Here is a 21,766-nt window from a genome sequence, read left to right as displayed (position 1 = left end):
GCTCAGCCCAGCAGCGCGCTCAGCGCCAGGAAGAACAGCCCCGACAGCAGCGCGGCAGCGGGCACGGTCACGACCCAGGCGGCGACCACCGTCATGAAATGCGACCGGCGCACCAGCTTGCGGCGCCGCCGTTCCGCCTCGGGCAGGCGTTTCGCGGGCGGGCGGGCCTGCGTGATCGCCCGCACCCGGCGCTCGGCATGCCATTCGCGGAAGAATCCCACGCCGAACACGGCCCCCACCGCGATATGGGTGGAACTGACCGGCAGGCCCAGCCAGGACGCCACGATCACCGTCACCGCCGCCGACAGCGCCACGCAATAGGCCCGCATCGGGTTCAGCTTGGTGATCTGGCTGCCGACCAGCCGGATCAGCTTGGGGCCGAACAGCACCAGCCCGAACGAGATGCCGAAGGCCCCGATCACCATCACCCAGACCGGGATCGACACCTGACCGGAAACCGCCCCCTCCTGCTGGGCATGCACGATCGCCGCCAGCGGCCCCACCGCATTGGCCACGTCATTGGCGCCATGGGCAAAGGACAACAACGCCGCCGAGACCACCAGCGGAAAGGCGAACAGCGTCTTCAGCGACTTGTTGCGGTTCTCCATCCCGCGCGCCTGGCGCCGGATCGCCGGGATCGCCAGAAGATGACAGACCAGACCCACGGCAAGCCCGATGACCAGCGCATGGCCCATCCCGATGCTGACCACCCGCGACAGGCCCTTGAGCACCAGATAGGTCGCGAAGGCCCCTGCCATCAGCCCGATCAGCACCGGCACCCAGACCCGCGCGGCGGCGATCTTGTCCTCGACATAGATGATGCGCCACTTGATGAAGGCCAGGATCATGGCCGCGATCACGCCCCCCATCAGCGGCGAGATCACCCAACTGGCCGCGATCGCGCCCATCATGGGCCATTTCACGGCCGTCAGCCCCGCCGCCGCCACCCCCGCCCCCAGAACGCCGCCGACCACCGAATGGGTGGTCGAGACCGGCGCGCCCAGCCAGGTGGCGATGTTCACCCAGATCGCCGCGGCCAGCAGCGCCGACATCATCGCCCAGGTGAAGACCTGCGTATCCGCCACCCTTTCGGGATCGACAATGCCCTTGGAAATCGTCGAGACCACGTCGCCGCCCGCGATCAGCGCCCCCGCGGTTTCGCAGATCGCCGCGATCGCGATGGCGCCCGCCATCGACAGCGCGTTCGCACCGACCGCCGGGCCCATGTTGTTGGCCACGTCATTGGCGCCGATATTCAGCGCCATATAGGCCCCGAACCCCGCCGCGGCGACCACGAACAGCATGCCGGGGGTCTGGCCGATGATGACCATCGCCGCCAGCGCGGCCAGCAGGATGAAGGCCAGCGACACGCCCACGCCCACCAGCGGGCGCGAGACATGCATCGTGGCATATTCCACCCGCGAGAGCCGGTTCAGATCCTTGTCGAGCGTGCGCCACTGATCGGGCTTGCTGGTATCGGACATCTCTGGCGGGGCCTTTCGGGAAAGTCTGCGCGGGCGCGGCGGGCCGGGCGGTTCAGGCTGGGAAACCGGCGGAGAGGCTGCCCAGAAGCGCCTTGAGTTCGGGTTCCTCGACCGCGTCGGCGGCCTCGGCCGGGCTCATCCAGCGGCGGCGGCGCTCGGCGCTTTCGGGAAAGATGTCGTCCAGCGCCGCGACCTCGACGGCGAAGACCTCGACATCGGTGGCGACCGGCACCCCGCCCTTGAGCCGCTTGGTGTAGCGATAGCGCCCGACCGGATCGGGGCGGACAAGGCCGGCCCGGACCCCGGCCTCTTCCCAGGCCTCCTGGGCGGCCATGTCCGCGGCGCCATGCCCGGCCTTCGGCCAGCCCTTGGGCAGGATCCACCGGCCGGTATCGCGCGAGGTGATCATGAGGATCTCGGGCGCATCGCCCGCCGGGGCGCGGCGATGGCACAGCGCCGCCACCTGAAAGCGCGAGGGGCGCCCCAGAAGCGGCAGCACAAGGTTGGTCCAGACCTGTTTCAGCATGCTCGCCCGCGCAGTGCACCGATCCGTCGCGATAGCACCGATCCGGCGGGCGGGGCAAGCCGATCCCGGGACGCGGCCGGGAAGCGAGACGTTTCGCCCCGGCTGACGCCGGGGCGACCCGGGGGGGGGCGCTGCCCCCCGCACCCCCCGGGGTATTTCGACCAAGAAGAAGGGCAGGGCGGGTGCCCCGTGCAGCCCGTGCCGGCCAGTCCAGGACGGCCAGTCCAGGACGGCCAGTCCAGGGTGGTCAGGCCGTGGCGGTCAGTCCGTGGCGGCGGCGCCGGGGCCGGTGGTCAGCACGCCGTTGCGCCAGGTGCCCGAGCGGGTCTCGCCATCGGCATAGCGCATCACGCCCTCGCCCTCGTACTTGCCCATCGCGAAGGTGCCTTCATAGACATCGCCATTGGCATAGGTGGCGACACCCTGGCCGTGGAACTTGCCGTCCTTCCAGCCGCCGGAATAGCTGAACCCGTCGGGCATGGTGATCGTGCCCTGGCCCTCGCGCTGGCCGCGCAGGAAGCCGCCGGAATAGACCGAGCCATCGGCATAGCTGGCCGTGCCCTCGCCATGGCGCAGCCCGTTCTGCCATTGCCCCTCATAGGCATAGCCGTCGTCATGGGTCATCCTGCCCTGGCCGTGATAGGCGGCGTCCCTGAACGCGCCTTCGTAGACCAGACCGTTGGGGAAGGTGGCGCGGCCCTGGCCCTCGATCACGCCGGCCTTCCACGCGCCCTCATAGGTGGCGCCGTCGGCATAGGTGACCTTGCCGCTGCCCTCGGGCAGATCCTCGCGGAAGGCGCCCTCGTAGACCGAACCGTCGGGATAGGTCAGCCGGCCCTGGCCCTCGATCCGGCCCGCGACCCAGTCGCCCTCGTAGAGATAGCCGTCCGCGCCGCGGAACAGGCCCTTGCCGTGGCGCTTGTCGGCGCGGTACTCGCCCTCGTAGACGTCGCCATTGGCATAGGTGACCTTGCCGGTGCCGTGCCGTTCGCCATTGACGAAGAGCCCCTCGTAGATGTCGCCATTGGGCTGGGTCAGCATGCCCAGCCCGTTCATCTCGCCCTCTTTCCAGGCGCCGGAATAGACCAGCCCCTCGGGCGTGGTCAGGGTTCCCTTGCCCTCGCGCTGGTTGCCCTTCATCTCGCCTTCGTAGACCCGGCCGCCGGGATAGGTGATGCGGCCCTTGCCCTCCTTGGCGCCATTGACCCAGGTGCCGTCATAGACATAGCCGTTCGGGCTTTCCATCCGGCCCACGCCATGGTGGACGGCATTGCGGAACTCGCCCTCGTAGCGCACGGAATTGGCATAGATTGCGACCCCGGTGCCGGTGATCTTGCCGTCTTCCCACTCGCCCTCGTAGGTGCCGCCATCGGCAAAGGTGATCCGGCCCAGCCCATGCGGCTTGCCGTCGAGGAACTGGCCCTCGTAGACCGAGCCGTTGACCAGCCGGGCGATGCCTTCGCCCTCGATCCGGCCGTCGATCCATTCGCCGGTATATTCATAGCCGTTCGGCAGCCGGTAGGTGCCGCGCCCATGCTGCTTGCCGTCGCGAAAGGTGCCCTCGTAGATGCCGCCATCGTCATATTGCCGGGTGACGACATCGCCGCCCTCCTGGGCGAGAGCCGCGCCCGCGCCCAGAATGACGCCCGCCATCGCCAGACGTGCCAGTGCCTTGCCAGCCTTGCGCACCAAAGCCCCCTCTGCCCCGATCCTGTGAAAGCGCGCAAACCGTAATTGAGCGGGGCGGGGCTTACAACGGTTTTCGCCAGATGTCGGCTTTCACTTGCGCGTCAGTCTGCTAAGTCACGGGCGTGCATCGAGGGAATGCCCATGGCCGAGAGCTTTCGCCTGACACTGGCCCAGCTGAACCCCACCACCGGGGCGCTGGCCGAGAACGCCGCCAGGGCCCGCGCCGCCTGGGAACAGGGCCGCCGCGCGGGCGCCGACATGGTCGCGCTGCCCGAGATGTTCCTGACCGGCTACCAGGTGCAGGACCTGGTGCTGAAACCTGCCTTCACCGCCGATGCCATGGCCCATGTGGACGCGCTGGCCCGCGATTGCGCGCAGGGCCCCGCGCTGGGAATCGGGGCGCCCTTTGCCGCGCATGGGCATCTCTACAATGCCTATTACATCTGCCAGAACGGCGCGGTCACCGCGCGGATCTTCAAGCATCACCTGCCCAATGACGGCGTGTTCGACGAGAAACGCGTCTATGACAGCGGCCCGATCAACGGTCCCTACACGGTCGGCCCGGTCCGCATCGGCACGCCGATCTGCGAGGATGCCTGGTTCGAGGATGTGGCCGAGGCGCTGGCCGAGACGGGGGCCGAAATCCTGCTGGTGCCCAACGGCTCGCCCTATCACCGGGGCAAGGCCGATCTGCGGCTGTCGCACATGGTCGCCCGCGTGGTCGAGACCGGGCTGCCGCTGGCCTATCTGAACCTTGTCGGCGGGCAGGACGACCAGGTGTTCGACGGCGGCTCCTTCGTGCTGAACCCGGGCGGGGAACTGGCCATGCAGGCCCCCGTCTTCGACGAGGCCCTGATCCATGTCGATTTCACCCGCACCGCGCGGGGCTGGCGGGCCGAAAACGGGGCGCGCGCGGTTCATCCCGACGACTGGGAACAGGATTACCGCGTGATGGTCGAGGCGCTGCGCGATTACCTGCGCAAGAGCGGTTTCGCGCGCGTCCTGCTGGGCCTGTCGGGCGGCATCGATTCCGCGCTGGTCGCCGCGATTGCCGCCGATGCCATCGGTCCGGCGAATGTGCGCTGCGTGATGCTGCCCTCGGAATACACCTCCCCCGCCTCGCTGGAGGATGCTGCCGCCGTGGCCCGCGCGCTGGGCTGCCCGCTGGACGAGGTGCCGATCGACGGCCCGCGCGCCGCCGTGACCCGGGCGCTGGCGCCGCTGTTCGCGGGCACCGAACCCGACATCACCGAGGAAAACATCCAGTCCCGCCTGCGCGGGCTGATCCTGATGGCGCTGTCGAACAAGTTCGGCGAAATGCTGCTGACCACCGGCAACAAGTCCGAGGTGGCGGTCGGCTATGCCACGATCTATGGCGACATGGCGGGCGGCTACAACCCGATCAAGGATCTCTACAAGACGCGCGTCTTCGAAACCTGCCGCTGGCGCAACGCCAATCACCGCGACTGGATGCAGGGACCGGCGGGCGAGGTCATCCCGCCGCGCGTGATCGACAAGCCGCCCAGCGCCGAGCTGCGCGAGGGCCAGAAGGACGAGGACAGCCTGCCGCCCTATCCGGTGCTCGATGCGATCCTCGAGGGGCTGATCGACCGCGATTGCGCCATTGCCGATCTGGTCGCCGAAGGCTTCGACCGCGACATCGTGCAAAAGGTCGAGCGGCTGATCCGTCTCAGCGAATACAAGCGGTTCCAGTCCGCCCCCGGTGCGCGCCTGACGCCGCGCGCGTTCTGGCTGGACCGCCGCTATCCCATCGTCAACCGCTGGCGCGACCCGTCCTGACGCGGGTCAGCGACCCGGCCCGTGCGGGCGGTTGCGGGCCCGCCATTGCCGATAGGCCCGCGCCTCGATCATCCGGGCGTCCTGCCGACCGTCCCGGCGCATCCGTCGGACCATGGCGTTCAGCAGTTCGGGCGCAACCTCGCCCGCCGCCGCGACCTCGCGCGACAGGCTTTCGCGGTCGATCTCGATCCCGCGCGCCTCGGCCCAGTCGGTCACCCGCAGAACCTCTGCCGCGGCCTGTGTCAGCTTGATGCGCGCGGGCGTCAGCGGGGCCGCGGGGGCGTCATCCTCCGGGCCGGGCTCCGCGTCGAACGCCCCGGTCAGCCACGCGGCCAGCGCGTCGCGCGCGCGCCGCGACAAGGGCGCATCGCCCGACAACAGATCGGCCAGCGGCACGGGATCGCCCGCGGCCGCAAGCCAGACTTCGATCGGGTCGTCGAATTCGGAACCGGCCATGACTGCCGCTCCCCACAGGTGAGAAGGCTTCCTCAAACCGCCTTCCGGCATAGGCAAAGGTCAATGGGCGTCGCCAAACAGGGTTAAAAGGGCAAGTCCCCACTCATCCGGCAGGGGGCCGCCTGTCCCCGGCAATCCCGGTCACCGTGCAGCGCGCGAACAGCGCCTCGGTATCCTCGCGGGTGCACAGCCCCGTCGCATCGGTCATCACCGCCGCACTTGCCGCCGCCACGCCCAAGCGCAGCGCGGTCGCTAGATCCTCGTCCCGGCTCAGCGACAGGGCAAAGGCGCCCAGGAAACTGTCGCCCGCCCCCACCTTGGAGCGGACCGGCACCGGCGGCGTCACCGCATGCAGCCGCACCCCCTCGGCGGCCAGCACCGACCCGTCCGCGCCATGCCCGACCACCACCACGGACGCGACGCCCCGCGCCACCAGCCCGGCCGCGAATTCCGCACTCTCGGCAGGGCTGTCCAGCGTCAGCCCCGACAGCACCCGCGCCTCGCCCTGATCCATCCGCAGCAGGTAGGGCGGCACCGCCGCCCCCTCGGCCAGCCGCGCCAGCGCCGGCCCCGACGTGTCCACGATCAGCCGCGCGTCCCGCGCCGCCAGCTTCGCCCCGATGCATCCCGCGATGTCGTCCGGCAACCCGTCCGGCACGCTGCCCGACAGCACCACATGCCCGCCCTCCGGCACCGCCGTCGTGATCGCCGCCAGCACCGCCTTCAGCCCCGCCGCGTTCCATTCCGGCCCCGGCAGCACGAAGCGGAACTGCCGCCCCGTCGCCTCCTCCATCACCGCAAGACTCAGCCGCGTCTCGCCCGGCGCCTGCAACGGGATCAGCCGGATCCCCTCGCCCTCCAGCAGGCAGCGCAGCTTGTCGCCATTATGCCCGCCCAGCGCCACCAGCGCCCGGCTTTCGCCGCCCAGCAGCCGGATCGCGCGGGCCACGTTGATCCCGCCCCCGCCCGGATCGGTGACCGGCGGCGCGCAGCGCAGCTTTTCGCCCGGCGCGACATGATCGACCGAGGTCGACAGATCCACGGTCGGGTTCAGCGTGACGGTCAGGATTTCCGGCATCGGGCACGGCTCCCCGTTGGCAAGTCGGGGGCGAGAGTGCCACCCCCGCCCGCCGCCGCCAAGCCCGTTTCCGCGCCGGTCAGCCCAGCATCATCTGGTAACTTGCGGGCACATAGCGGAACCCCTCGCCGCGCGCCTCGACGAAACCGAAGCCGGGGAAGGGCATGTGATAGCCGATGAACGGCACGCCATCCGCCGCCATCATCCCCAGCATCCGCCGCCGCGTCGCCGCCGCCGCTTCCTTGTCGCGGTCGAACCGCACCTCCCAGTCGGGATAGCCCAGCGACCAGACATAGTGATTGGCGAAATCCGCCGCGATCACCAGTTGCCGCCCGCCGCTTTCCAGCATGTAGGCCATGTGCCCCGGCGTATGCCCGAAGGCCGCCATCGCCGTCACACCCGAGGCAACCGCCCCGCCATCGTCCAGGAATGTCATCTTCTCGGCCAGCGGCCGCACCTTGGCCTCGAAAGTCTCGTCGCCCGACATCTCCCAGGCGTCGAACTCGACCTGGCCGGTATAATAGGCCGCATTGCCAAAGGTCTCGCCCGCCGCGCCCGACAGCCCGCCGATATGATCGCCATGCATGTGGGTGATCACCACCTTGTCGACCTGATCGGCCGCATAGCCCGCCGCCGCCAGAACGCCGGTGATCCCCTCGGGATTCAGCCCGGTATCGAACAGCACCAGTTCGGACCCGGTATTGACCACCGTGGGGGTAAAGAAGAACTGCGCCTTGTCGATCGGGATCCGGTTGGCGGCCGAGACCTCGGCGAACTCCTCGGGGCTGGCATTCATGCCGAAGATCGTCTGCGGATCCTCGACCGTCCGCGTCCCCACCAGCAGCGTCGTGACCTCGAACCCGCCCAGCGTGAAGCGGTGGAATTGCGGCATGGCCGCACCCAGCATCGGCGCTGCGGCGCGCGCGGTTCCGGCGGTCGCGGCGGCCAGCGGCAGCGCCGCCCCCGCCATTAGCGCCTGACGGCGGCTCAATCTCGTCTCGGTCATGGCATCCTCTCCCTGGACTTTCCCGTCCACAGGATAGCCGGATCGCCGCCATTTGCCACGTCAACACCCCGCGAGAGGCGCATCCCCGCCCGCCCGCGCGCCGCACAGGGCCTGTGCGCTCACTCCCACCAGCGGTCGATCGCGGCGATATCGTCATCCGACCAGCCGAAATGATGCGCGAATTCATGCACCAGCACATGCGCGACCAGCGCGGGCAGGTCCACATCCTCGCGCTCCACCCATTCGTCCAGGATCGGCCGGCGGAACAGCCAGATCGTGTCGGGCCGGTCGGGCTGGTCCATCACCGATTTCTCGGTCAGCGGGATCCCGTCATAGAGGCCCGTCAACTCGAACGGATCCTCGATCTCCATCTCGGCCAGGATATCCTCGGGGGCGAAATCCTCGACCCGGATCGCCACCGCCAGCGCGGGGCCGCGAAACGGTTCGGGCAGGGCCTCGCGCGCCTCATGGGCCAGCGCGGCGATCTCGTCCAGGCTCGGCGGGGTGGTCAGCACGCGCAGCTCGGTCATCGGGCGGTCCTCTCTCGCTGGCCCTGATATGGACAAAAGCCCGCTTCTGTGAAAGAGCGACGGCGTCCCAGGAGAATACCCATGACCACCGTCACCCGCTTTGCCCCTTCGCCCACCGGTTTCCTGCATGTGGGCAACCTGCGCACGGCGCTGTTCAACTATCTGATCGCGCGCAAGACCGGCGGGCAGTTCATCCTGCGCCTCGACGACACCGATGCCGAACGCTCGACCCAGGAATATGCCGACGGGATCATGGAGGATCTCGACTGGCTGGGCCTCAGCTGGGACCGGCTGGAACGCCAATCCGCCCGGCTCGACCGCTATCATGCGGCGGCCGATCAGTTGCGCGCGGCGGGCCGCTTCTACGAATGTTTCGAGACGCCGACCGAACTGGATCTCAAGCGCAAGAAACTCCTGAACATGGGCAAGCCGCCCGTCTATGACCGTGCAGCACTTGCGCTCACGGACGAGGACAAGGCCCGGCTGCGCGCCGAACGCCCCGGCCACTGGCGCTTTCTGCTGAACCAGACGCGGATCGACTGGACCGATGGCATCCTCGGCGAGATTTCCATCGACGCGGCCAGCGTGTCCGACCCGGTGCTGATCCGCGGTGACGGGCAGGTGCTCTATACGCTGGCCTCGGTGGTCGACGATATCGAAATGGGCGTCACCCATATCGTGCGCGGCTCGGACCATGTGACCAATACCGCCACCCAGATCCAGATCATCCAGGCTCTGGGCGGCACCGCCCCCGACTTTGCCCATCATTCGCTGCTGACCGGCGCGCAGGGCGAGGCGTTGTCGAAACGCCTCGGCACCCTGTCGCTGCGCGACCTGCGCGCGCAGGGCGTGGAACCCATGGCGCTCCTATCGCTGATGGCCCGGCTCGGCTCCTCGCAGCCCGTGGACCTTGCGGGCAGCATCGAGGAACTGGCCGCGGGCTTCGATCTCGGCCAGTTCGGCGCCGCGCCGACCAGCTTCAACGCGGCCGACCTGTTTCCGCTGACCGCGCGCCACCTGCACGGTCTGCCGCTTGCCGCGATGCAGGACGAGCTTGCGGCGCTGGGCGTGCCGGAGGCGCTGGCCGACGGTTTCTGGTCGGTGATCCGCGAAAACATCGAGACCCGCGCCGGGATCGCCGAATGGTGGACCCTCTGCCGCGACGGCGCCGCGCCGCAGGTGGAAGACGAGGACCGCGATTTCGTGGCCGAGGCATTGTCGCTGCTGGGGCAGCCGCCCTATGACGCGACGACCTGGGCCAGCTGGACCGCCGCGGTCAAGGACAAGACCGGCCGCAAGGGCAGGGGCCTCTTCCTGCCGCTGCGCAAGGCCGTCACGGGCCGCAGCAGCGGCCCCGAAATGGCCGACCTGATGCCGCTGTTGCAGAAGAAACCGGGCTGAGGCGGCGGGCCGCGTCCCGGCCCCCGCCCCGGCCCTGTTCGAACGAAGTCCGACAAAAGTCCGATGAAAGTCCGATGGAATTCAGATCGAATTCCGATTTCGGATCCGGGCCGTTTCCGGGCGCCGCCTCAGATATTCTCGAAGCGCGGCATGCCCAGGACGTGATAGCCGCCATCCACGGTGATGATCTCGCCCGTGGTGCAGGCCCCGAAATCCGAAGCCAGGTAAACCGCTGTTCCGCCAATACATTCCAGCGTCGCATTGGCCCCGAGCGGCGCATTCATCTCGGTATGCCGATAGGTCTTGCGCCCCCCCGCGATCGCCGCCCCCGCCAGCGTCTTCATCGGCCCCGGGCTGATCGCATTCACCCGGATCCCCTCCGCCCCCAGATCCGAAGCCAGATACCGAACCGCCGATTCCAAAGCCGCCTTCGCCACCCCCATCACGTTGTAGAACGGCGTGACCCGGTTCGAGCCCTGGTAGGTCAGCGTCAGGATCGTGCCGCCATTCGGCATCAAGGGCTGCGCGCGCCGCGCCACGTCGATCAGCGAATAGCATGAAATCGCAAGAGAATTCTTGAAGTTCTCGCGCGTGGTGTTGATGAAGCGCCCGGTCAGCTCGGTCTTGTCGGAATAGGCGATGGCGTGGACCACGAAATCCAGCCTGCCCCATTCGGCCGCCAGCCGTTGAAAGGCGTGCTCCAGCGAGGCATCGTCGGTCACGTCGACATCGACCATGAAGGACGAACCCACGCTTTCCGCCAGCGGCTGCAACCGCTTGCCGAACGCCTCGCCCTGATGGGTAAAGGCCAGTTCCGCGCCCTCGTCGGCCATCGCCTTGGCGATACCCCAAGCGATCGAACGGTCATTCGCGACGCCCATCACGAGGCCGCGTTTTCCCTTCAGTAGGTCAGGCATTGGCCGTCATCCACGATATCTGGACATGACAAGGGTGGCGTTCGTCCCGCCAAAGCCGAAGCTGTTGGACAAAACGCTGTCGATCTCCACCCCCTCGCGCAACTCGGTCACGATCTCGCCTTCGCGGATTTCCGGGTCCAGTTCTGTGATATTGGCCGAGGCCGCGATGAAGCCCTTGTCCATCATGATCAACGAATAGATCGCCTCATGCACGCCCGTCGCCCCCAGCGAGTGGCCGGTCAGCGACTTGGTCGAGGCGATGGGGGGCATCGCATCCTCGCCGAAAACGGCGCGCACCGCCTTCACCTCGGTCACGTCGCCCGCCACCGTCGAGGTGCCATGGGCGTTGATGTAATCGACCTTGCGGCCTTCGGGCAGCGTGGACAGCGCCAGCCGCATCGACCGCTCGCCGCCTTCGCCGGACGGTGCCACCATGTCATAGCCGTCCGAGGTGGCGCCGTAACCCGTGACCTCGGCATAGATCTTCGCGCCGCGGGCCAGGGCGTGCTCCAACTCTTCCAGCACGACGACCCCGCCGCCGCCCGCGATCACGAAGCCATCGCGCGTGGCGTCGAAGGGGCGCGAGGCGGTTTCGGGCGTGTCGTTGTATTTCGACGACATCGCGTTCATCGCGTCGAACAGGCAGGACAGCGTCCAGTCCACCTCCTCGCCGCCACCGGCAAAGACGATGTCCTGCTTGCCCATCTGGATCAGTTCGGTGCCGTTGCCGATGCAATGCGCGGATGTCGAACAGGCGGACGTGATCGAATAGTTCACGCCCTTGATCCTGAACGGCGTCGCGAGGCAGGCCGAGTTCGTCGACGACATGCAGCGCGTCACCATGAAGGGGCCCATCCGTTTCGGGCTGCCCTTTTCCTTGACGATCTGGTGCGCGGTGAAGAAGTTCGAGGTGGACGGCCCGCCCGAGCCCATGATCAGCCCCGTCCGCTCGTTCGAGACATCGCCATCCTCCAGCCCGGAATCGGCGATGGCCTGTTCCATGGCGAGGAAGTTGTAGGCGGCGCCCGACCCCATGAAGCGCAGGTGGCGCTTGTCGATGGCGGCCTCCAGGTCGATCTGCGGGATCCCCGCGACCTGGCTGCGGAATCCGTTCTCGGCATAGACCGGCTCGAACCTTATGCCGGACCGGCCGGCGCGGAGGCTGGCCTCGACCTCTGCGGCATTGTTCCCGATGGGCGAGACGATACCCAGCCCCGTGATGACGACGCGGCGCATGGCGCTCTCCTTCTTTCGCGACTCAGCTTTCCGAAAGGGCGACCTTCATGTCCTTGACATGATAGATCGTTTCGCCGTCCGCTTCGACCCGGCCATCGGCCACACCCATGGTCAGGCGGCGGGTCTGCACGGCCTTGGTGAAATCCACGAAATAGGTCAGCATCTTGCGGTCGGGCCGGACCATTCCGGTCAGTTTCACCTCGCCCACCCCCAGCGCATAGCCGCGCCCCGGCCAGCCGCGCCAGCCCAGGTTGAAGCCGGTCAGCTGCCACAGCCCGTCAAGGCCCAGGCATCCGGGCATGATCGGGTTGCCGGGGAAGTGGCAGGCGAAGAACCACAGGTCGGGGTGGATGTCGAATTCGGCCACGACATGGCCCTTGCCATGGGCGCCGCCATCGGCGCTGATCCCGGTGATCCGGTCCATCATCAGCATCGGCGGTTCGGGCAGTTGCGCGTTGCCGGGGCCGAACAGTTCCCCCCGCGCGCATTTCAGCAGATCGTCCCGGTCGAAGCTTGTGGGGTAGTCGGTCATGCGGGCGCAGCCCCCTGCGTAAGGCGAATTTCGCGGTTCGCCCCCTGTAGCACCGGCCCTCGGCGAGTGGCAATAGTGCGCATATGCCGCGCCAAAGCGCCGCTGCAATCCGGAATCATTTGAATTCTCGACTGGGCAGGACCATATACTGCGGTATGGCACAGTTGAACGACAATCCCACCCATCCGGACGCGATCGAGCGCAGCAGCCGCTGGCTGTCCAAGGCCGGTCTGCGTCCCACGCGCCAGCGCGTCAGTCTTGCCGCCCTGCTGATCGGCGACGGGAAGGATCGGCATGTGACGGCCGAAACCCTTTACGCGGCCTCTTGCGGGACCGGCGAAAGGGTGTCGCTGGCGACCGTCTACAACACGCTTCGGGCCTTCTGCGAGGCTGGCCTGATGCAGGAAGTCATGGTCGACGGCACGAAAAGCTATTTCGACACCCGCGTCGACGACCATCCGCATTTCTTCTGGGAAGACGAGGGTCGGCTGAGCGATGCCCCGCATGGCTCGATCGAGATTTCGCGCCTGCCCGAAGCGCCTCCCGGCTCCGAAATCTCGAAGGTGGACGTGGTGATCCGGCTGCGCCGGATCTGACGCCTACCGCAAGCCACGGACCAGCGCGATCGTCACAACGGCGATGATCGCGCCCGTGGCGTTGAAGACAAGATCAAGCCCGGTATTGTAATAGCCGCCGACATTGGTGTCGGGGATACCCAGCACCGCGATGAACTCGATGATTTCGTTCAGCGCCCCCAGCCCCATCGCACCGAAGGCCGGATAGGTCAGCGCGGTCCAGCTGCCCTCGGTGGCCGGGTAGTGGCGCACCATCAGGTGCCACAGCATCCAGGCCGTCACGCCGAAGCCATAGGCATGCACCGCCTGATCGTATTTCAGGATGGCAAGCTCGCCCTCGCCGCCGACATGCCAGATCATCCAGTTGTAAAGGACGCTGTCACCGACCGGCACGCCACCGCCCGCCATATGGGCCAGCCCCCAGAGGCTGAGCGCCCAGAGCAGCGCGGCCGGGAATTCCGCCTTGCGCAGGCCCAGCGCGGCCAGCGCGATCATGCCCATCATGGTCAGAACATACCAGATGAACTCGTAATTCCCGCGCGAGAAGAACCAGATCGTGAAGCCCGCGACATAGGCCATGGTGAACCAGAACACGGCCCATTCCCGGCGTTCGATCCTCATATGGTGCTCCTCAGAACCATTGCCCGGGCTCCATCAGCCCCAGATCCATCAGTTGCTGCGAATTCCACGCGAAGGGCACCGAGCCCTGCCAGCGGAAATCGGGGATGTCGAAGGTCGAGCCCGCATTGGTCTTCAGCGCCTTGGCCGCGCGGAACGAACAGATCGCGGCGGTCAGGTTGTGATGCCAGGGGCAGGCATAGGTGTTGTATTCCTCGTCGTCGAAGACATGCCCCTCCAGCAGGTGCAGCCCGCGTTTCGCCCGGAACAGGGCGATCCGGTCGATCCGGCGCCGGGCCTCTGGCACATGCTCCTCGAAGCGCCACCTGAGCCCGCCAAAGAAGTCGAGCTGACGTTCCTTGGGGTGGCCGTGGTTCGCGGGGTCGGGCCGGGCCAGCGCGTAATAGCCCGACTGGTCCAGCATCGCGGTTTCGCGCGAAACGGCATCGGGATACTGGCCCAGATCGCCGGCATAGAGGTCGATCACATAGGTCAGCATCGCGTCGCGGCGTTCCTCGGCATGGAAGGCCAGCATCTCGCTCACGCTCCGCGTCTCGCAGAACGGGTAGAACAGGTATTCGGCGTTGTAGCAGTAGTAAAGCCAGACCCCCGGCGCGGCGGCGATCACCCGGTTGACCGCGGCGGGCACCGCGCCGTCGTCCCAGGGGGCATGGCGCACGCGATGCACCAGCGCGGCGGCTTCGGGGGCAAGCGCGAGCTCGTCCGGGGCGAACAGCACCAGCGCGCGAAAGCCCAGCCGCGCATGGTGGCGGATCGTGCTTTCGACCTCGGCCTCGTCCTCGACGAAGATCAGGGCCACGGGACCCTGCGCCAGCGCCGCGCGCCCGCGTTTCAGGAAATCGTCCAGACCCTGATACCGCTCTGCCGCCATGGGCCGGTTCCTGCCGCCTCTTGAGGTTGCGCGTCACGTTCCGACAAACCCGCCGCCCATGCAAGCGTTGCGGGAGGGGGGTGCTTTCGTGTAGGACGCCCGTCAGACCGTCGGGAACGCGCCATGACCACGCCCAGAAAGCTTTTCATCAAGACCTATGGCTGTCAGATGAACGTCTATGACAGCGAGCGGATGGCCGAGGCGCTGGGTGCCGCGGGCTATGTCGTGACCGACACGGCCGAAGCGGCGGACATGATCCTGCTGAACACCTGCCATATCCGCGAAAAGGCCGCCGAGAAGGTCTATTCCGAACTCGGTCGGCTGAAGGGGCTGAAGGCCGCGAACCCCGAGCTGAAGATCGGCGTGGCGGGCTGCGTCGCGCAGGCCGAGGGCGCCGAGATCCTGCGCCGCCAGCCGCTGGTCGATCTGGTGGTGGGCCCGCAAAGCTATCACCGCCTGCCCGAGATGGAGGCGCGCGCCCGCCGGGGCGAGAAGGCGCTCGATACCGACTTCCCCGAGGAGGACAAGTTCGACCGGCTGGGCGGGCGGCCCAAGGCGAGCCGCGGCCCGACCGCCTTCCTGACCGTGCAGGAGGGCTGCGACAAGTTCTGCGCCTTCTGCGTCGTGCCATATACCCGCGGCGCCGAGGTGTCGCGCCCCGTTGCGCGGGTGCTGGACGAGGCGCGCGACCTGGTGGCGCGCGGCGTGCGCGAGATCACGCTCTTGGGCCAGAACGTCAACGCCTATCACGGGGCTGGCCCCGATGGCGACTGGGGGCTTGCCCGCCTGATCCGGGAACTGGCGCGGATCGAGGGGCTGGAGCGGCTCCGCTATACAACCTCGCACCCCAACGACATGGAGGACGACCTGATCGCCGCCCATGGCGATTGTCCCGAACTGATGCCCTATCTGCATCTGCCGGTGCAGTCGGGGTCGGACCGCATCCTCAAGGCGATGAACCGCAAGCACACGGCCGAACAATACCTTGCGCTGATCGCGCGCATCCGCGCCGCCCGGCCCGATATCCTCATCTCGGGCGATTTCATCGTGGGCTTTCCCGGCGAGACCGAAGCCGATTTCGAGGCCACAATGGCTCTGGTGCGCGAGGTCGGCTATGGCCAGTGCTATTCCTTCAAGTATTCGCCCCGTCCCGGCACGCCCGCCGCCGAGCGCGAGGGGCAGGTGCCCGAGGACGTGAAATCCGACCGGCTGGCCCGGTTGCAGGCGCTGCTGGACGCCCAGCAGCAGGCGGCGCAACAGGCCATGGTGGGGCGCGTTGTCGGCGTGCTGTTCGAAAAGCCGGGCCGCATGCCGGGGCAGGTCGTGGGCAAGTCCGACCATCTGCAGGCCGTGCATGTCGAGGCGGGCGCGGACTGGCTGGGCCGGATCGCGCCGGTCGAGATTCTTGCCGCCGCGCCGAACTCGCTGGCCGGGCGGTTGACCATCGGCTGAGCGTTTCCTGCGCGCGGATGACGCTTGAGGCCGGAAAAGACCGGTCGCCGGGCGATTTATGTTGTCAGGATCAACCGAATATTATCGACTCCTGTGAAAATGTCGCAGGGGCACTTACATGACGTCTCTGCGCAACCAGACCGAACGGGCAGCCCATGCCCGCCGAGCAGGCCGGATATGAAAGACGAGGCCACAACCGCGACAGGCGCGCAGATCGCCGCCTTGCCCCTTCGCTGGGATTCGAAGGGCAGGGTGCGCGTTCTCATGGTGACCTCGCGCGGGACCGGGCGCTGGGTCATGCCCAAGGGCTGGCGCATGGATGTCAGCAAGCCCTGGCGCACGGCCGAGATCGAGGCGCTGGAAGAGGCCGGCGCCATCGGCCATGTCGGCACCGAGCCGATCGGACGGTATCGCTATGACAAGATCCTGGACAATGGCAGCGCGCTGCCCTGCCGGGTCGAGGTCTTCCCGATGCTGGTCGAGCAGCTCAAGCGCGACTGGAAGGAACGCAGCCAGCGGACGCGGCGCTGGTTCAAGGTCAGCGCCGCCGCGCGCCGCGTGGACGAACCCGATCTGGCCGCGCTTCTGCTGGGGCTGGCCGACAAGCCGCTGAAACGGCCCGAGATCAAGGCGCTGAAAAGGGCCTCCTGATCCCGGCTTTCGGCGCCGGACGATCCCGCCCGCCGCCGTTTTCCGGGCGACCGACCCGCCCTTTAATGCAAATTTTACATCAATCGGGCCGAATGACGCAGCTATCGCTTGCGGTTTGGGCGGGCGGTTGGCACCATATTTTCGCGGCCTTCAGCCAACGGAGACGTCATTGGGAATAAGCGCCCTGACCCCCCCGACGGATACGGACGACGCGCATCAGACGCTCGTCGAGTTTCCCGACAACCGCCTTCTGATCGACCTTTGCGGCGAGTTCGACCGCAACCTTGCCCAGATCGAGCACAAGCTCGGCGTCCATATCCTGCGCCGCGGCAACCGCCTGGCCGTGGTCGGCGAGGGCGGCCCGCGCGGGCAGGCCGCCCAGGTGCTGCGCCAGCTTTACGCGCGGCTCGAGACGGGCAAGGCCGTGGATGCGGGCGATATCGACGGGGCGATCCGGCTGGGCGATTCCGCCGACGGGACGGCCGCGCAGCCGGGCGACCAGCTCGAGATGTTCCAGCGCGGCCGGGTCGAGATCCACACCCGCCGCAAGCTGATCGAACCGCGCACCGAGGCGCAGAAGGCCTATGTCCGCGCGCTTTACGAGAACGAGCTGTGCTTCGGCATCGGCCCTGCGGGCACCGGCAAGACCTATCTGGCCGTCGCGGTCGCGGTGAACATGTTCATCGGCGGCCATGTCGACCGCATCGTGCTGAGCCGTCCCGCCGTCGAGGCGGGCGAGCGGCTGGGCTTCCTGCCCGGCGACATGAAGGAAAAGGTCGATCCCTACATGCAGCCGCTTTACGACGCGCTGAACGATTTCCTGCCGGGCAAGCAGACCGCCAAGCTGATCGAGGAAAAGCGCATCGAGATCGCGCCGCTCGCCTTCATGCGCGGGCGCACTCTGGCCAATGCCTTCGTGGTGCTGGACGAGGCGCAGAACGCGACCACGATGCAGATGAAGATGTTCCTGACCCGTCTGGGCGAAGGCTCGCGCATGGTCATCACCGGCGACCGCAGCCAGGTCGACCTGCCGCGCGGGGTGGCCAGCGGTCTGGCCGATGCGGAACGGTTGTTGCAGGGCATCCCCAATATCTCGTTCAGCTATTTCACCGCCAAGGACGTGGTCCGTCACCCGCTGGTCGCGCGGATCATCGAGGCCTATGACGCGGACCACGAGCGGGGCGAGGGGCGGTAGCCGCCGCCTCGGCCGATTCGGCTCGGGCAACCACCGCAGACGGAAGTCTAGATCGACCGGCCCGCGATTCGGGAGCTATCCTTTTTCCATCCCGGGTGGGACCAGCCCGGGACAGCGGGCGGCCTTGCCGTCCGAGGGAGGGAGGAAAAGATGTCTCACAAATATGTCGGCGGGTGCGAGCATGTGCGCACCTGGGCCGACCATGACCCGATCGACAACCACACCTGTCACTGTTCGGTGTGCAAGCGCGTGACCGGCCAGCCGACGACCCATGTGGTGTTCTTCAAGCATGACGACCTGCATGCCGCGAACGAGCACAACATGAACCGCCAGCCCTTCAACAGCGAGAATCCGGACGGCCCGCTGGAACTGTGCACCTGCAAGACCTGCGGTGCGCCGGTCATGCTGGACGACAAGCAGCACCGCATCCGGGTGATCGTGCCGAACCTAATGGGCTATCAGTCCCGCGGTCTTGAGGCGAGCTATCACGCCTTCTACGATCCCAAGACGGGCGTGCCCAAGCCGAATGACGGCCGTCCTGTCTACGAAGGCTTGCGTCCGGAATTCACCTGGCCCGCGGGATCCTGACCGCCCGCGCCAGAGAGATGGTTCCGCGCGGCCCCTTGCCGACCATGGGCCGCCAGCCCCCGCACCGGGCGCGGAACCCGGGTCCGCAGGATGCTCCGGTCCTGCGGGCCCCACCTTGCCGCGGCGGTGGGGTCTTGCCTGCGCCGCCCGTCCCGCTAGACCCCTGCGCATGAGTGTCGAGATTCTCTTCGAGGACCCGCGCTGGGAAGCGGCGGGCCTGGCCCCCCTGGCCGAGACCGCCTGCGCCGCCGCGCTGGCCCATCTGGGGCTGGAACCGGACGCTTGCGAGATCAGCCTGCTGGCCTGCGACGACGCCCGCATCGCCGCCCTGAACGCCGAGTTCCGCGGCAAGCCCTCACCTACCAACGTGCTGTCCTGGCCCGCCGAGGATCTGGCGGCTGAGGCGGATGGCGGCACGCCCCAGGGCCCGGAACAGCCCCCGGACGGCATGCAGGCCGAACTGGGCGATATCGCCATCGCCTACGAGACCTGCGCGCGGGAAGCCCAGGCGCAGGGGATCCCGTTTGACGATCATGTCACGCATCTGGTGATCCATGGATGCCTGCATCTGTTGGGGTATGACCACATCCGTCCGCAAGATGCCGCCCTGATGGAGGGGCTTGAGGTGGAAATACTTGCAAAACTCGGGGTGGCTGACCCATATGGCTGAGGGCGGGCCGAGAGCCCGCGAATTTCGGTAAGGATTGATGGGCGACGAGACGGACGGGTCGTCTAGCGCTGCGCAAGGCGCGCTGGAGACCGACAATCTGGAAAGCCGGGGCATTCTGGGCCGGCTTGTGGCAGCGATCAGGCCAGCCGCCGGGGATGATTCGGACGAACAGGGAGGGAACGGCACCGCGGCGCGGCCGCAGGTGCCGTTGGGCATCGGCAATCTCAGCCGCCTGCGGGTCGAGGATGTGGCCATCCCCAAGGCCGAGATCGAGGCGGTGCCGCTGGACATTTCACGCGACGATCTGGTGCGGGTGTTCCGCGAGACGGGGATGACCCGGCTGCCGGTCTATGACGGCACGCTCGATTCGCCGGTGGGGATGATCCATCTCAAGGATTTCGCCCTGCGCTACGGCTTCAACGGCAAGGGCACGGATTTCGCGCTGAAGGACATGATCCGGCCGCTGCTATACGCCCCGCCCTCGATGCCGATCGGGGTGCTTATGCAGAAGATGCAGACCCAGCGCATGCACATGGCGCTGGTGATCGACGAGTATGGCGGGGTCGACGGGCTGGTGACGATCGAGGATCTGATCGAACAGGTCGTGGGCGAGATCGAGGACGAGCACGACACCGAAGAGGCCGCGCTGTGGACGGTCGAAAAGCCGGGCGTCTATCTGGCCCAGGCGCGTGCGCCGCTGGACGAGTTCGAGGCCGAGGTCGGCCTGAGGCTGGTCGAGGGCGGGGACGAGGAAGAAGTCGACACGCTGGGCGGGCTGGTCTTCATGCTGATCGGCCGGGTGCCCACGCGCGGCGAGGTGATCCGGCATGAAAGCGGGGCAGAGTTCGAGGTGGTCGACGCCGACCCGCGCCGGATCAAGCGGCTGCGGGTGCGGCTGCCGCTGGCGGGCACCGGCTGAGGGAATGTCCGCGACCCGTCCCCGGATCGTCGAGGCGCTGCGCCGCGCGCCGGTCGCCGCCCTCGGGCTGGGGCTGGTCGCCGCGCTGGGCCAGGCGCCCTTCGGGCTTTGGCCTGTCGCGCTGGTTGCTCTGGCCGGGCTGACCTGGCTGGTGGCCCGCGCGCCGAGGCCGCGACAGGCGGCGCTGGTCGCCTGGGCCGGGGGCGTGGGGCATTTCGCGCTGGCGCTCTCGTGGATCGTCGAACCCTTCCTGATCGACCTTCGCGCCCATGGCTGGATGGCCCCCTTCGCGATGATCGGCATGGCGGGGGGGCTGGCGCTGTTCTGGGGCGCGGCGGGGGCCTTCGCGGGCTGGGCCGGGCAGGGGGCGCGCCGCCGGGCGCTGGGCTTCGCGCTGGGGCTGGCGGCGATGGAACTGGCGCGCGGATATGTCCTGACCGGCTTTCCCTGGGCGCTGCCGGGGCATGTCTGGATCGGCGCGCCGCAGATGCAATTGGCCGCGCTAGTCGGCCAATACGGGCTGACGCTGTTCACCACGCTGGTTGTGGCGCTGCCGCTCTTGCTGCCCCTTGGCCCCGGCCGGTCGGCGGGCGCGGTTCTGGCGGCGCTGATGGTCACGGGGGCGGGGGTCTGGGGCGCGCTGCGGCTCGACGCGCCGATCCCGGCCGATCCGGACCCGCCGCAGATCCGCCTGGTCCAGCCCAATGCGGCGCAACACCTGAAATGGCGGCCCGACATGCAGCGCCTGTTCTGGGAGCGGCTGCTTGACCTGACCGCCGCCCCCTCGGACCCGCCGCCCGACCTGATCCTCTGGCCCGAAACCGCGGTGCCCTGGATGCTGGAACAGGCGGGCGGGGCGCTTGCGCTGATCGCCGAAGTGTCTGACGGCGTGCCGGTCATGCTGGGCATCCAGCGCAGCGAGGGGCCGGAGGTCTTCAACAGCCTTGCGGTGATCCGACCCGGCGGCGGGGTGAGCCATGTCTATGACAAGCACCACCTGGTCCCCTTCGGCGAATACATCCCCTTCGGCGAGGTGCTGGGCCGGTTCGGCATCCGCGGCCTCGCGGCGCAGGATGTCTGGGGCTATGCCGCGGGGCCGGGGCCGGTCGTGCTGGGTCTGGGGCCGCGGCTTGGCGCCGCGCTGCCGCTGATCTGCTACGAGGCGGTGTTTCCGCAGGATCTGCGCGTGCCGGTCCGGCCGCGCTGGATCGCCCAGTTGACCAATGACGCGTGGTTCGGCGACTGGACCGGCCCCTATCAGCACCTGGCCCTTGCCCGCCTGCGCGCGGTCGAGCAGGGGCTGCCGCTGCTGCGCGCGGCCAATACCGGGGTCTCGGCTGTGATCGACGCGCGCGGGCGGATCACCCACAGCCTGCCCCTGAACAGCGCGGGCCAGGTGACCGCCCCGCTGCCCCCCGCGCTGCCGCCCACGCCCTATATCCGCGCCGGCGACTGGCCGGTTCTGCTGGTGCTGGTGGCCGCGCTTGCGGCCCTTGTGCTGACCCGGCGCCGGAAATAGCCATTGATTCCGCCAGGGCCGCGGCGTAAGCG

At 68.0% G+C, this 21,766-nt stretch carries 22 protein-coding genes; 10 read left to right on the top strand and 12 right to left on the bottom strand.

Annotated elements, in window-relative coordinates:
• Positions 1-2 precede the first annotated feature (2 nt).
• The 3 genes from NHN26_RS07405 to NHN26_RS07395 all read right to left on the bottom strand — a co-directional run bounded on the left by NHN26_RS07405 (position 3) and on the right by NHN26_RS07395 (position 3,663).
• Complete coding sequence (locus NHN26_RS07405) at positions 3-1,484, bottom strand: inorganic phosphate transporter (protein ID WP_253088861.1); 1,482 nt, start codon at positions 1,482-1,484, stop codon at positions 3-5.
• 52 nt (positions 1,485-1,536) lie between these two features.
• The gene (locus NHN26_RS07400) at positions 1,537-2,010 is read right to left on the bottom strand and encodes an NUDIX hydrolase (RefSeq protein ID WP_253088860.1); all 474 of its coding nucleotides are present in this window, start codon (positions 2,008-2,010) and stop codon (positions 1,537-1,539) included.
• Positions 2,011-2,271: 261 nt separating this feature from the next.
• Positions 2,272-3,663, bottom strand: a complete 1,392-nt coding sequence (locus tag NHN26_RS07395) for an MORN repeat-containing protein (RefSeq protein WP_253088962.1) — start codon at positions 3,661-3,663, stop codon at positions 2,272-2,274.
• 177 nt (positions 3,664-3,840) lie between these two features.
• Between NHN26_RS07395 and NHN26_RS07390 the strand changes: the two genes are divergently transcribed.
• Complete coding sequence (locus tag NHN26_RS07390) at positions 3,841-5,499, top strand: NAD+ synthase (protein ID WP_253088859.1); 1,659 nt, start codon at positions 3,841-3,843, stop codon at positions 5,497-5,499.
• A 6-nt stretch (positions 5,500-5,505) separates the two neighbouring features.
• On the opposite strand, the gene NHN26_RS07385 is transcribed toward NHN26_RS07390, so the two are convergent.
• The 4 genes from NHN26_RS07385 to NHN26_RS07370 all read right to left on the bottom strand — a co-directional run bounded on the left by NHN26_RS07385 (position 5,506) and on the right by NHN26_RS07370 (position 8,569).
• On the bottom strand, positions 5,506-5,955 hold the full coding sequence (locus NHN26_RS07385) for a hypothetical protein (RefSeq protein WP_253088858.1): 450 nt from the start codon (positions 5,953-5,955) through the stop codon (positions 5,506-5,508).
• A 103-nt stretch (positions 5,956-6,058) separates the two neighbouring features.
• Entirely contained in the window at positions 6,059-7,033 is a 975-nt protein-coding gene (locus tag NHN26_RS07380) for a 1-phosphofructokinase family hexose kinase (RefSeq protein ID WP_253088857.1), read from the bottom strand.
• A gap of 79 nt (positions 7,034-7,112) precedes the next feature.
• Positions 7,113-8,039 carry an MBL fold metallo-hydrolase gene (locus tag NHN26_RS07375; protein WP_253088856.1) on the bottom strand — a complete coding sequence of 309 codons (927 nt, stop codon included), beginning with the start codon at positions 8,037-8,039 and terminating at the stop codon, positions 7,113-7,115.
• Between the two features lie 119 nt (positions 8,040-8,158).
• Positions 8,159-8,569: a metallopeptidase family protein gene (locus NHN26_RS07370; protein WP_253088855.1), complete on the bottom strand. Its 411-nt coding sequence runs from the start codon at positions 8,567-8,569 to the stop codon at positions 8,159-8,161.
• 81 nt (positions 8,570-8,650) lie between these two features.
• Here NHN26_RS07370 and gltX point away from each other — a divergent pair, with 81 nt between their 5' ends.
• Positions 8,651-9,970: a glutamate--tRNA ligase gene (gene gltX / locus NHN26_RS07365; RefSeq protein WP_253088854.1), complete on the top strand. Its 1,320-nt coding sequence runs from the start codon at positions 8,651-8,653 to the stop codon at positions 9,968-9,970.
• Between the two features lie 128 nt (positions 9,971-10,098).
• Here gltX and NHN26_RS07360 read toward each other — a convergent pair whose 3' ends face one another.
• Genes NHN26_RS07360 through fabA form a run of 3 tightly spaced genes read right to left on the bottom strand, consistent with a single transcriptional unit; the run spans position 10,099 to position 12,655 of the window.
• Positions 10,099-10,887: an enoyl-ACP reductase FabI gene (locus NHN26_RS07360; protein ID WP_253088853.1), complete on the bottom strand. Its 789-nt coding sequence runs from the start codon at positions 10,885-10,887 to the stop codon at positions 10,099-10,101.
• Between the two features lie 6 nt (positions 10,888-10,893).
• Positions 10,894-12,123, bottom strand: coding sequence for a beta-ketoacyl-ACP synthase I (fabB, locus tag NHN26_RS07355; RefSeq protein ID WP_253088852.1), 1,230 nt, complete (start codon positions 12,121-12,123; stop codon positions 10,894-10,896).
• A gap of 22 nt (positions 12,124-12,145) precedes the next feature.
• Complete coding sequence (gene fabA / locus NHN26_RS07350; RefSeq protein WP_253088851.1) at positions 12,146-12,655, bottom strand: bifunctional 3-hydroxydecanoyl-ACP dehydratase/trans-2-decenoyl-ACP isomerase; 510 nt, start codon at positions 12,653-12,655, stop codon at positions 12,146-12,148.
• 155 nt (positions 12,656-12,810) lie between these two features.
• On the opposite strand from fabA, the gene irrA reads away from it, so the two are divergent.
• Positions 12,811-13,251 (top strand): iron response transcriptional regulator IrrA, encoded by a 441-nt coding sequence (gene irrA / locus NHN26_RS07345; RefSeq protein ID WP_253088850.1) that lies wholly within the window; start codon positions 12,811-12,813, stop codon positions 13,249-13,251.
• Positions 13,252-13,254: 3 nt separating this feature from the next.
• Here the strand turns inward: irrA and NHN26_RS07340 are convergent, their stop codons facing one another.
• Positions 13,255-13,851 carry a DUF2238 domain-containing protein gene (locus NHN26_RS07340; protein WP_253088849.1) on the bottom strand — a complete coding sequence of 199 codons (597 nt, stop codon included), beginning with the start codon at positions 13,849-13,851 and terminating at the stop codon, positions 13,255-13,257.
• A 10-nt stretch (positions 13,852-13,861) separates the two neighbouring features.
• A complete protein-coding gene (locus NHN26_RS07335; protein ID WP_253088848.1) occupies positions 13,862-14,740 on the bottom strand; it encodes a glycosyltransferase family 2 protein in 879 nt (292 codons plus the stop codon).
• A 123-nt stretch (positions 14,741-14,863) separates the two neighbouring features.
• Here NHN26_RS07335 and miaB point away from each other — a divergent pair, with 123 nt between their 5' ends.
• The 7 genes from miaB to lnt all read left to right on the top strand — a co-directional run bounded on the left by miaB (position 14,864) and on the right by lnt (position 21,734).
• Complete coding sequence (gene miaB, locus NHN26_RS07330) at positions 14,864-16,192, top strand: tRNA (N6-isopentenyl adenosine(37)-C2)-methylthiotransferase MiaB (RefSeq protein WP_253088847.1); 1,329 nt, start codon at positions 14,864-14,866, stop codon at positions 16,190-16,192.
• Between the two features lie 252 nt (positions 16,193-16,444).
• Positions 16,445-16,843, top strand: coding sequence for an NUDIX hydrolase (locus NHN26_RS07325; RefSeq protein WP_253088846.1), 399 nt, complete (start codon positions 16,445-16,447; stop codon positions 16,841-16,843).
• 169 nt (positions 16,844-17,012) lie between these two features.
• Positions 17,013-18,038 carry a PhoH family protein gene (locus NHN26_RS07320; protein ID WP_253088845.1) on the top strand — a complete coding sequence of 342 codons (1,026 nt, stop codon included), beginning with the start codon at positions 17,013-17,015 and terminating at the stop codon, positions 18,036-18,038.
• Between the two features lie 150 nt (positions 18,039-18,188).
• Complete coding sequence (locus NHN26_RS07315; protein WP_253088844.1) at positions 18,189-18,626, top strand: GFA family protein; 438 nt, start codon at positions 18,189-18,191, stop codon at positions 18,624-18,626.
• 169 nt (positions 18,627-18,795) lie between these two features.
• Positions 18,796-19,296 carry an rRNA maturation RNase YbeY gene (gene ybeY, locus NHN26_RS07310; protein ID WP_253088843.1) on the top strand — a complete coding sequence of 167 codons (501 nt, stop codon included), beginning with the start codon at positions 18,796-18,798 and terminating at the stop codon, positions 19,294-19,296.
• A 37-nt stretch (positions 19,297-19,333) separates the two neighbouring features.
• Positions 19,334-20,215, top strand: a complete 882-nt coding sequence (locus NHN26_RS07305; protein WP_132696450.1) for a hemolysin family protein — start codon at positions 19,334-19,336, stop codon at positions 20,213-20,215.
• 4 nt (positions 20,216-20,219) lie between these two features.
• Positions 20,220-21,734 carry an apolipoprotein N-acyltransferase gene (gene lnt, locus NHN26_RS07300; protein WP_253088842.1) on the top strand — a complete coding sequence of 505 codons (1,515 nt, stop codon included), beginning with the start codon at positions 20,220-20,222 and terminating at the stop codon, positions 21,732-21,734.
• The last annotated feature ends 32 nt before the right edge of the window (positions 21,735-21,766 follow it).

It is taken from the genome of Rhodovulum tesquicola (assembly GCF_024128855.1).
Lineage (GTDB): Bacteria > Pseudomonadota > Alphaproteobacteria > Rhodobacterales > Rhodobacteraceae > Rhodovulum > Rhodovulum tesquicola.
The sequence above is the reverse complement of the archived record's forward strand: the minus strand, read 5'-3'. Positions and strand labels throughout refer to the sequence as shown.

Excerpts from the sequence above, each read along its gene's own strand:
- irrA (WP_253088850.1), top strand. The coding sequence starts at position 12,811 with ATGGCACAGTTGAACGACAATCCCACCCATCCGGACGCGATCGAGCGC.
- NHN26_RS07340 (WP_253088849.1), bottom strand. The coding sequence starts at position 13,851 with ATGAGGATCGAACGCCGGGAATGGGCCGTGTTCTGGTTCACCATGGCC.
- NHN26_RS07335 (WP_253088848.1), bottom strand. The coding sequence starts at position 14,740 with ATGGCGGCAGAGCGGTATCAGGGTCTGGACGATTTCCTGAAACGCGGG.
- lnt (WP_253088842.1), top strand. The coding sequence starts at position 20,220 with ATGTCCGCGACCCGTCCCCGGATCGTCGAGGCGCTGCGCCGCGCGCCG.
- NHN26_RS07380 (WP_253088857.1), bottom strand. The coding sequence starts at position 7,033 with ATGCCGGAAATCCTGACCGTCACGCTGAACCCGACCGTGGATCTGTCG.
- NHN26_RS07390 (WP_253088859.1), top strand. The coding sequence starts at position 3,841 with ATGGCCGAGAGCTTTCGCCTGACACTGGCCCAGCTGAACCCCACCACC.
- gltX (WP_253088854.1), top strand. The coding sequence starts at position 8,651 with ATGACCACCGTCACCCGCTTTGCCCCTTCGCCCACCGGTTTCCTGCAT.
- NHN26_RS07400 (WP_253088860.1), bottom strand. The coding sequence starts at position 2,010 with ATGCTGAAACAGGTCTGGACCAACCTTGTGCTGCCGCTTCTGGGGCGC.
- NHN26_RS07375 (WP_253088856.1), bottom strand. The coding sequence starts at position 8,039 with ATGACCGAGACGAGATTGAGCCGCCGTCAGGCGCTAATGGCGGGGGCG.
- NHN26_RS07305 (WP_132696450.1), top strand. The coding sequence starts at position 19,334 with ATGGGCGACGAGACGGACGGGTCGTCTAGCGCTGCGCAAGGCGCGCTG.
- NHN26_RS07405 (WP_253088861.1), bottom strand. The coding sequence starts at position 1,484 with ATGTCCGATACCAGCAAGCCCGATCAGTGGCGCACGCTCGACAAGGAT.
- fabB (WP_253088852.1), bottom strand. The coding sequence starts at position 12,123 with ATGCGCCGCGTCGTCATCACGGGGCTGGGTATCGTCTCGCCCATCGGG.
- NHN26_RS07315 (WP_253088844.1), top strand. The coding sequence starts at position 18,189 with ATGTCTCACAAATATGTCGGCGGGTGCGAGCATGTGCGCACCTGGGCC.
- fabA (WP_253088851.1), bottom strand. The coding sequence starts at position 12,655 with ATGACCGACTACCCCACAAGCTTCGACCGGGACGATCTGCTGAAATGC.
- NHN26_RS07395 (WP_253088962.1), bottom strand. The coding sequence starts at position 3,663 with ATGGCGGGCGTCATTCTGGGCGCGGGCGCGGCTCTCGCCCAGGAGGGC.
- ybeY (WP_253088843.1), top strand. The coding sequence starts at position 18,796 with ATGAGTGTCGAGATTCTCTTCGAGGACCCGCGCTGGGAAGCGGCGGGC.
- NHN26_RS07360 (WP_253088853.1), bottom strand. The coding sequence starts at position 10,887 with ATGCCTGACCTACTGAAGGGAAAACGCGGCCTCGTGATGGGCGTCGCG.
- miaB (WP_253088847.1), top strand. The coding sequence starts at position 14,864 with ATGACCACGCCCAGAAAGCTTTTCATCAAGACCTATGGCTGTCAGATG.
- NHN26_RS07370 (WP_253088855.1), bottom strand. The coding sequence starts at position 8,569 with ATGACCGAGCTGCGCGTGCTGACCACCCCGCCGAGCCTGGACGAGATC.
- NHN26_RS07385 (WP_253088858.1), bottom strand. The coding sequence starts at position 5,955 with ATGGCCGGTTCCGAATTCGACGACCCGATCGAAGTCTGGCTTGCGGCC.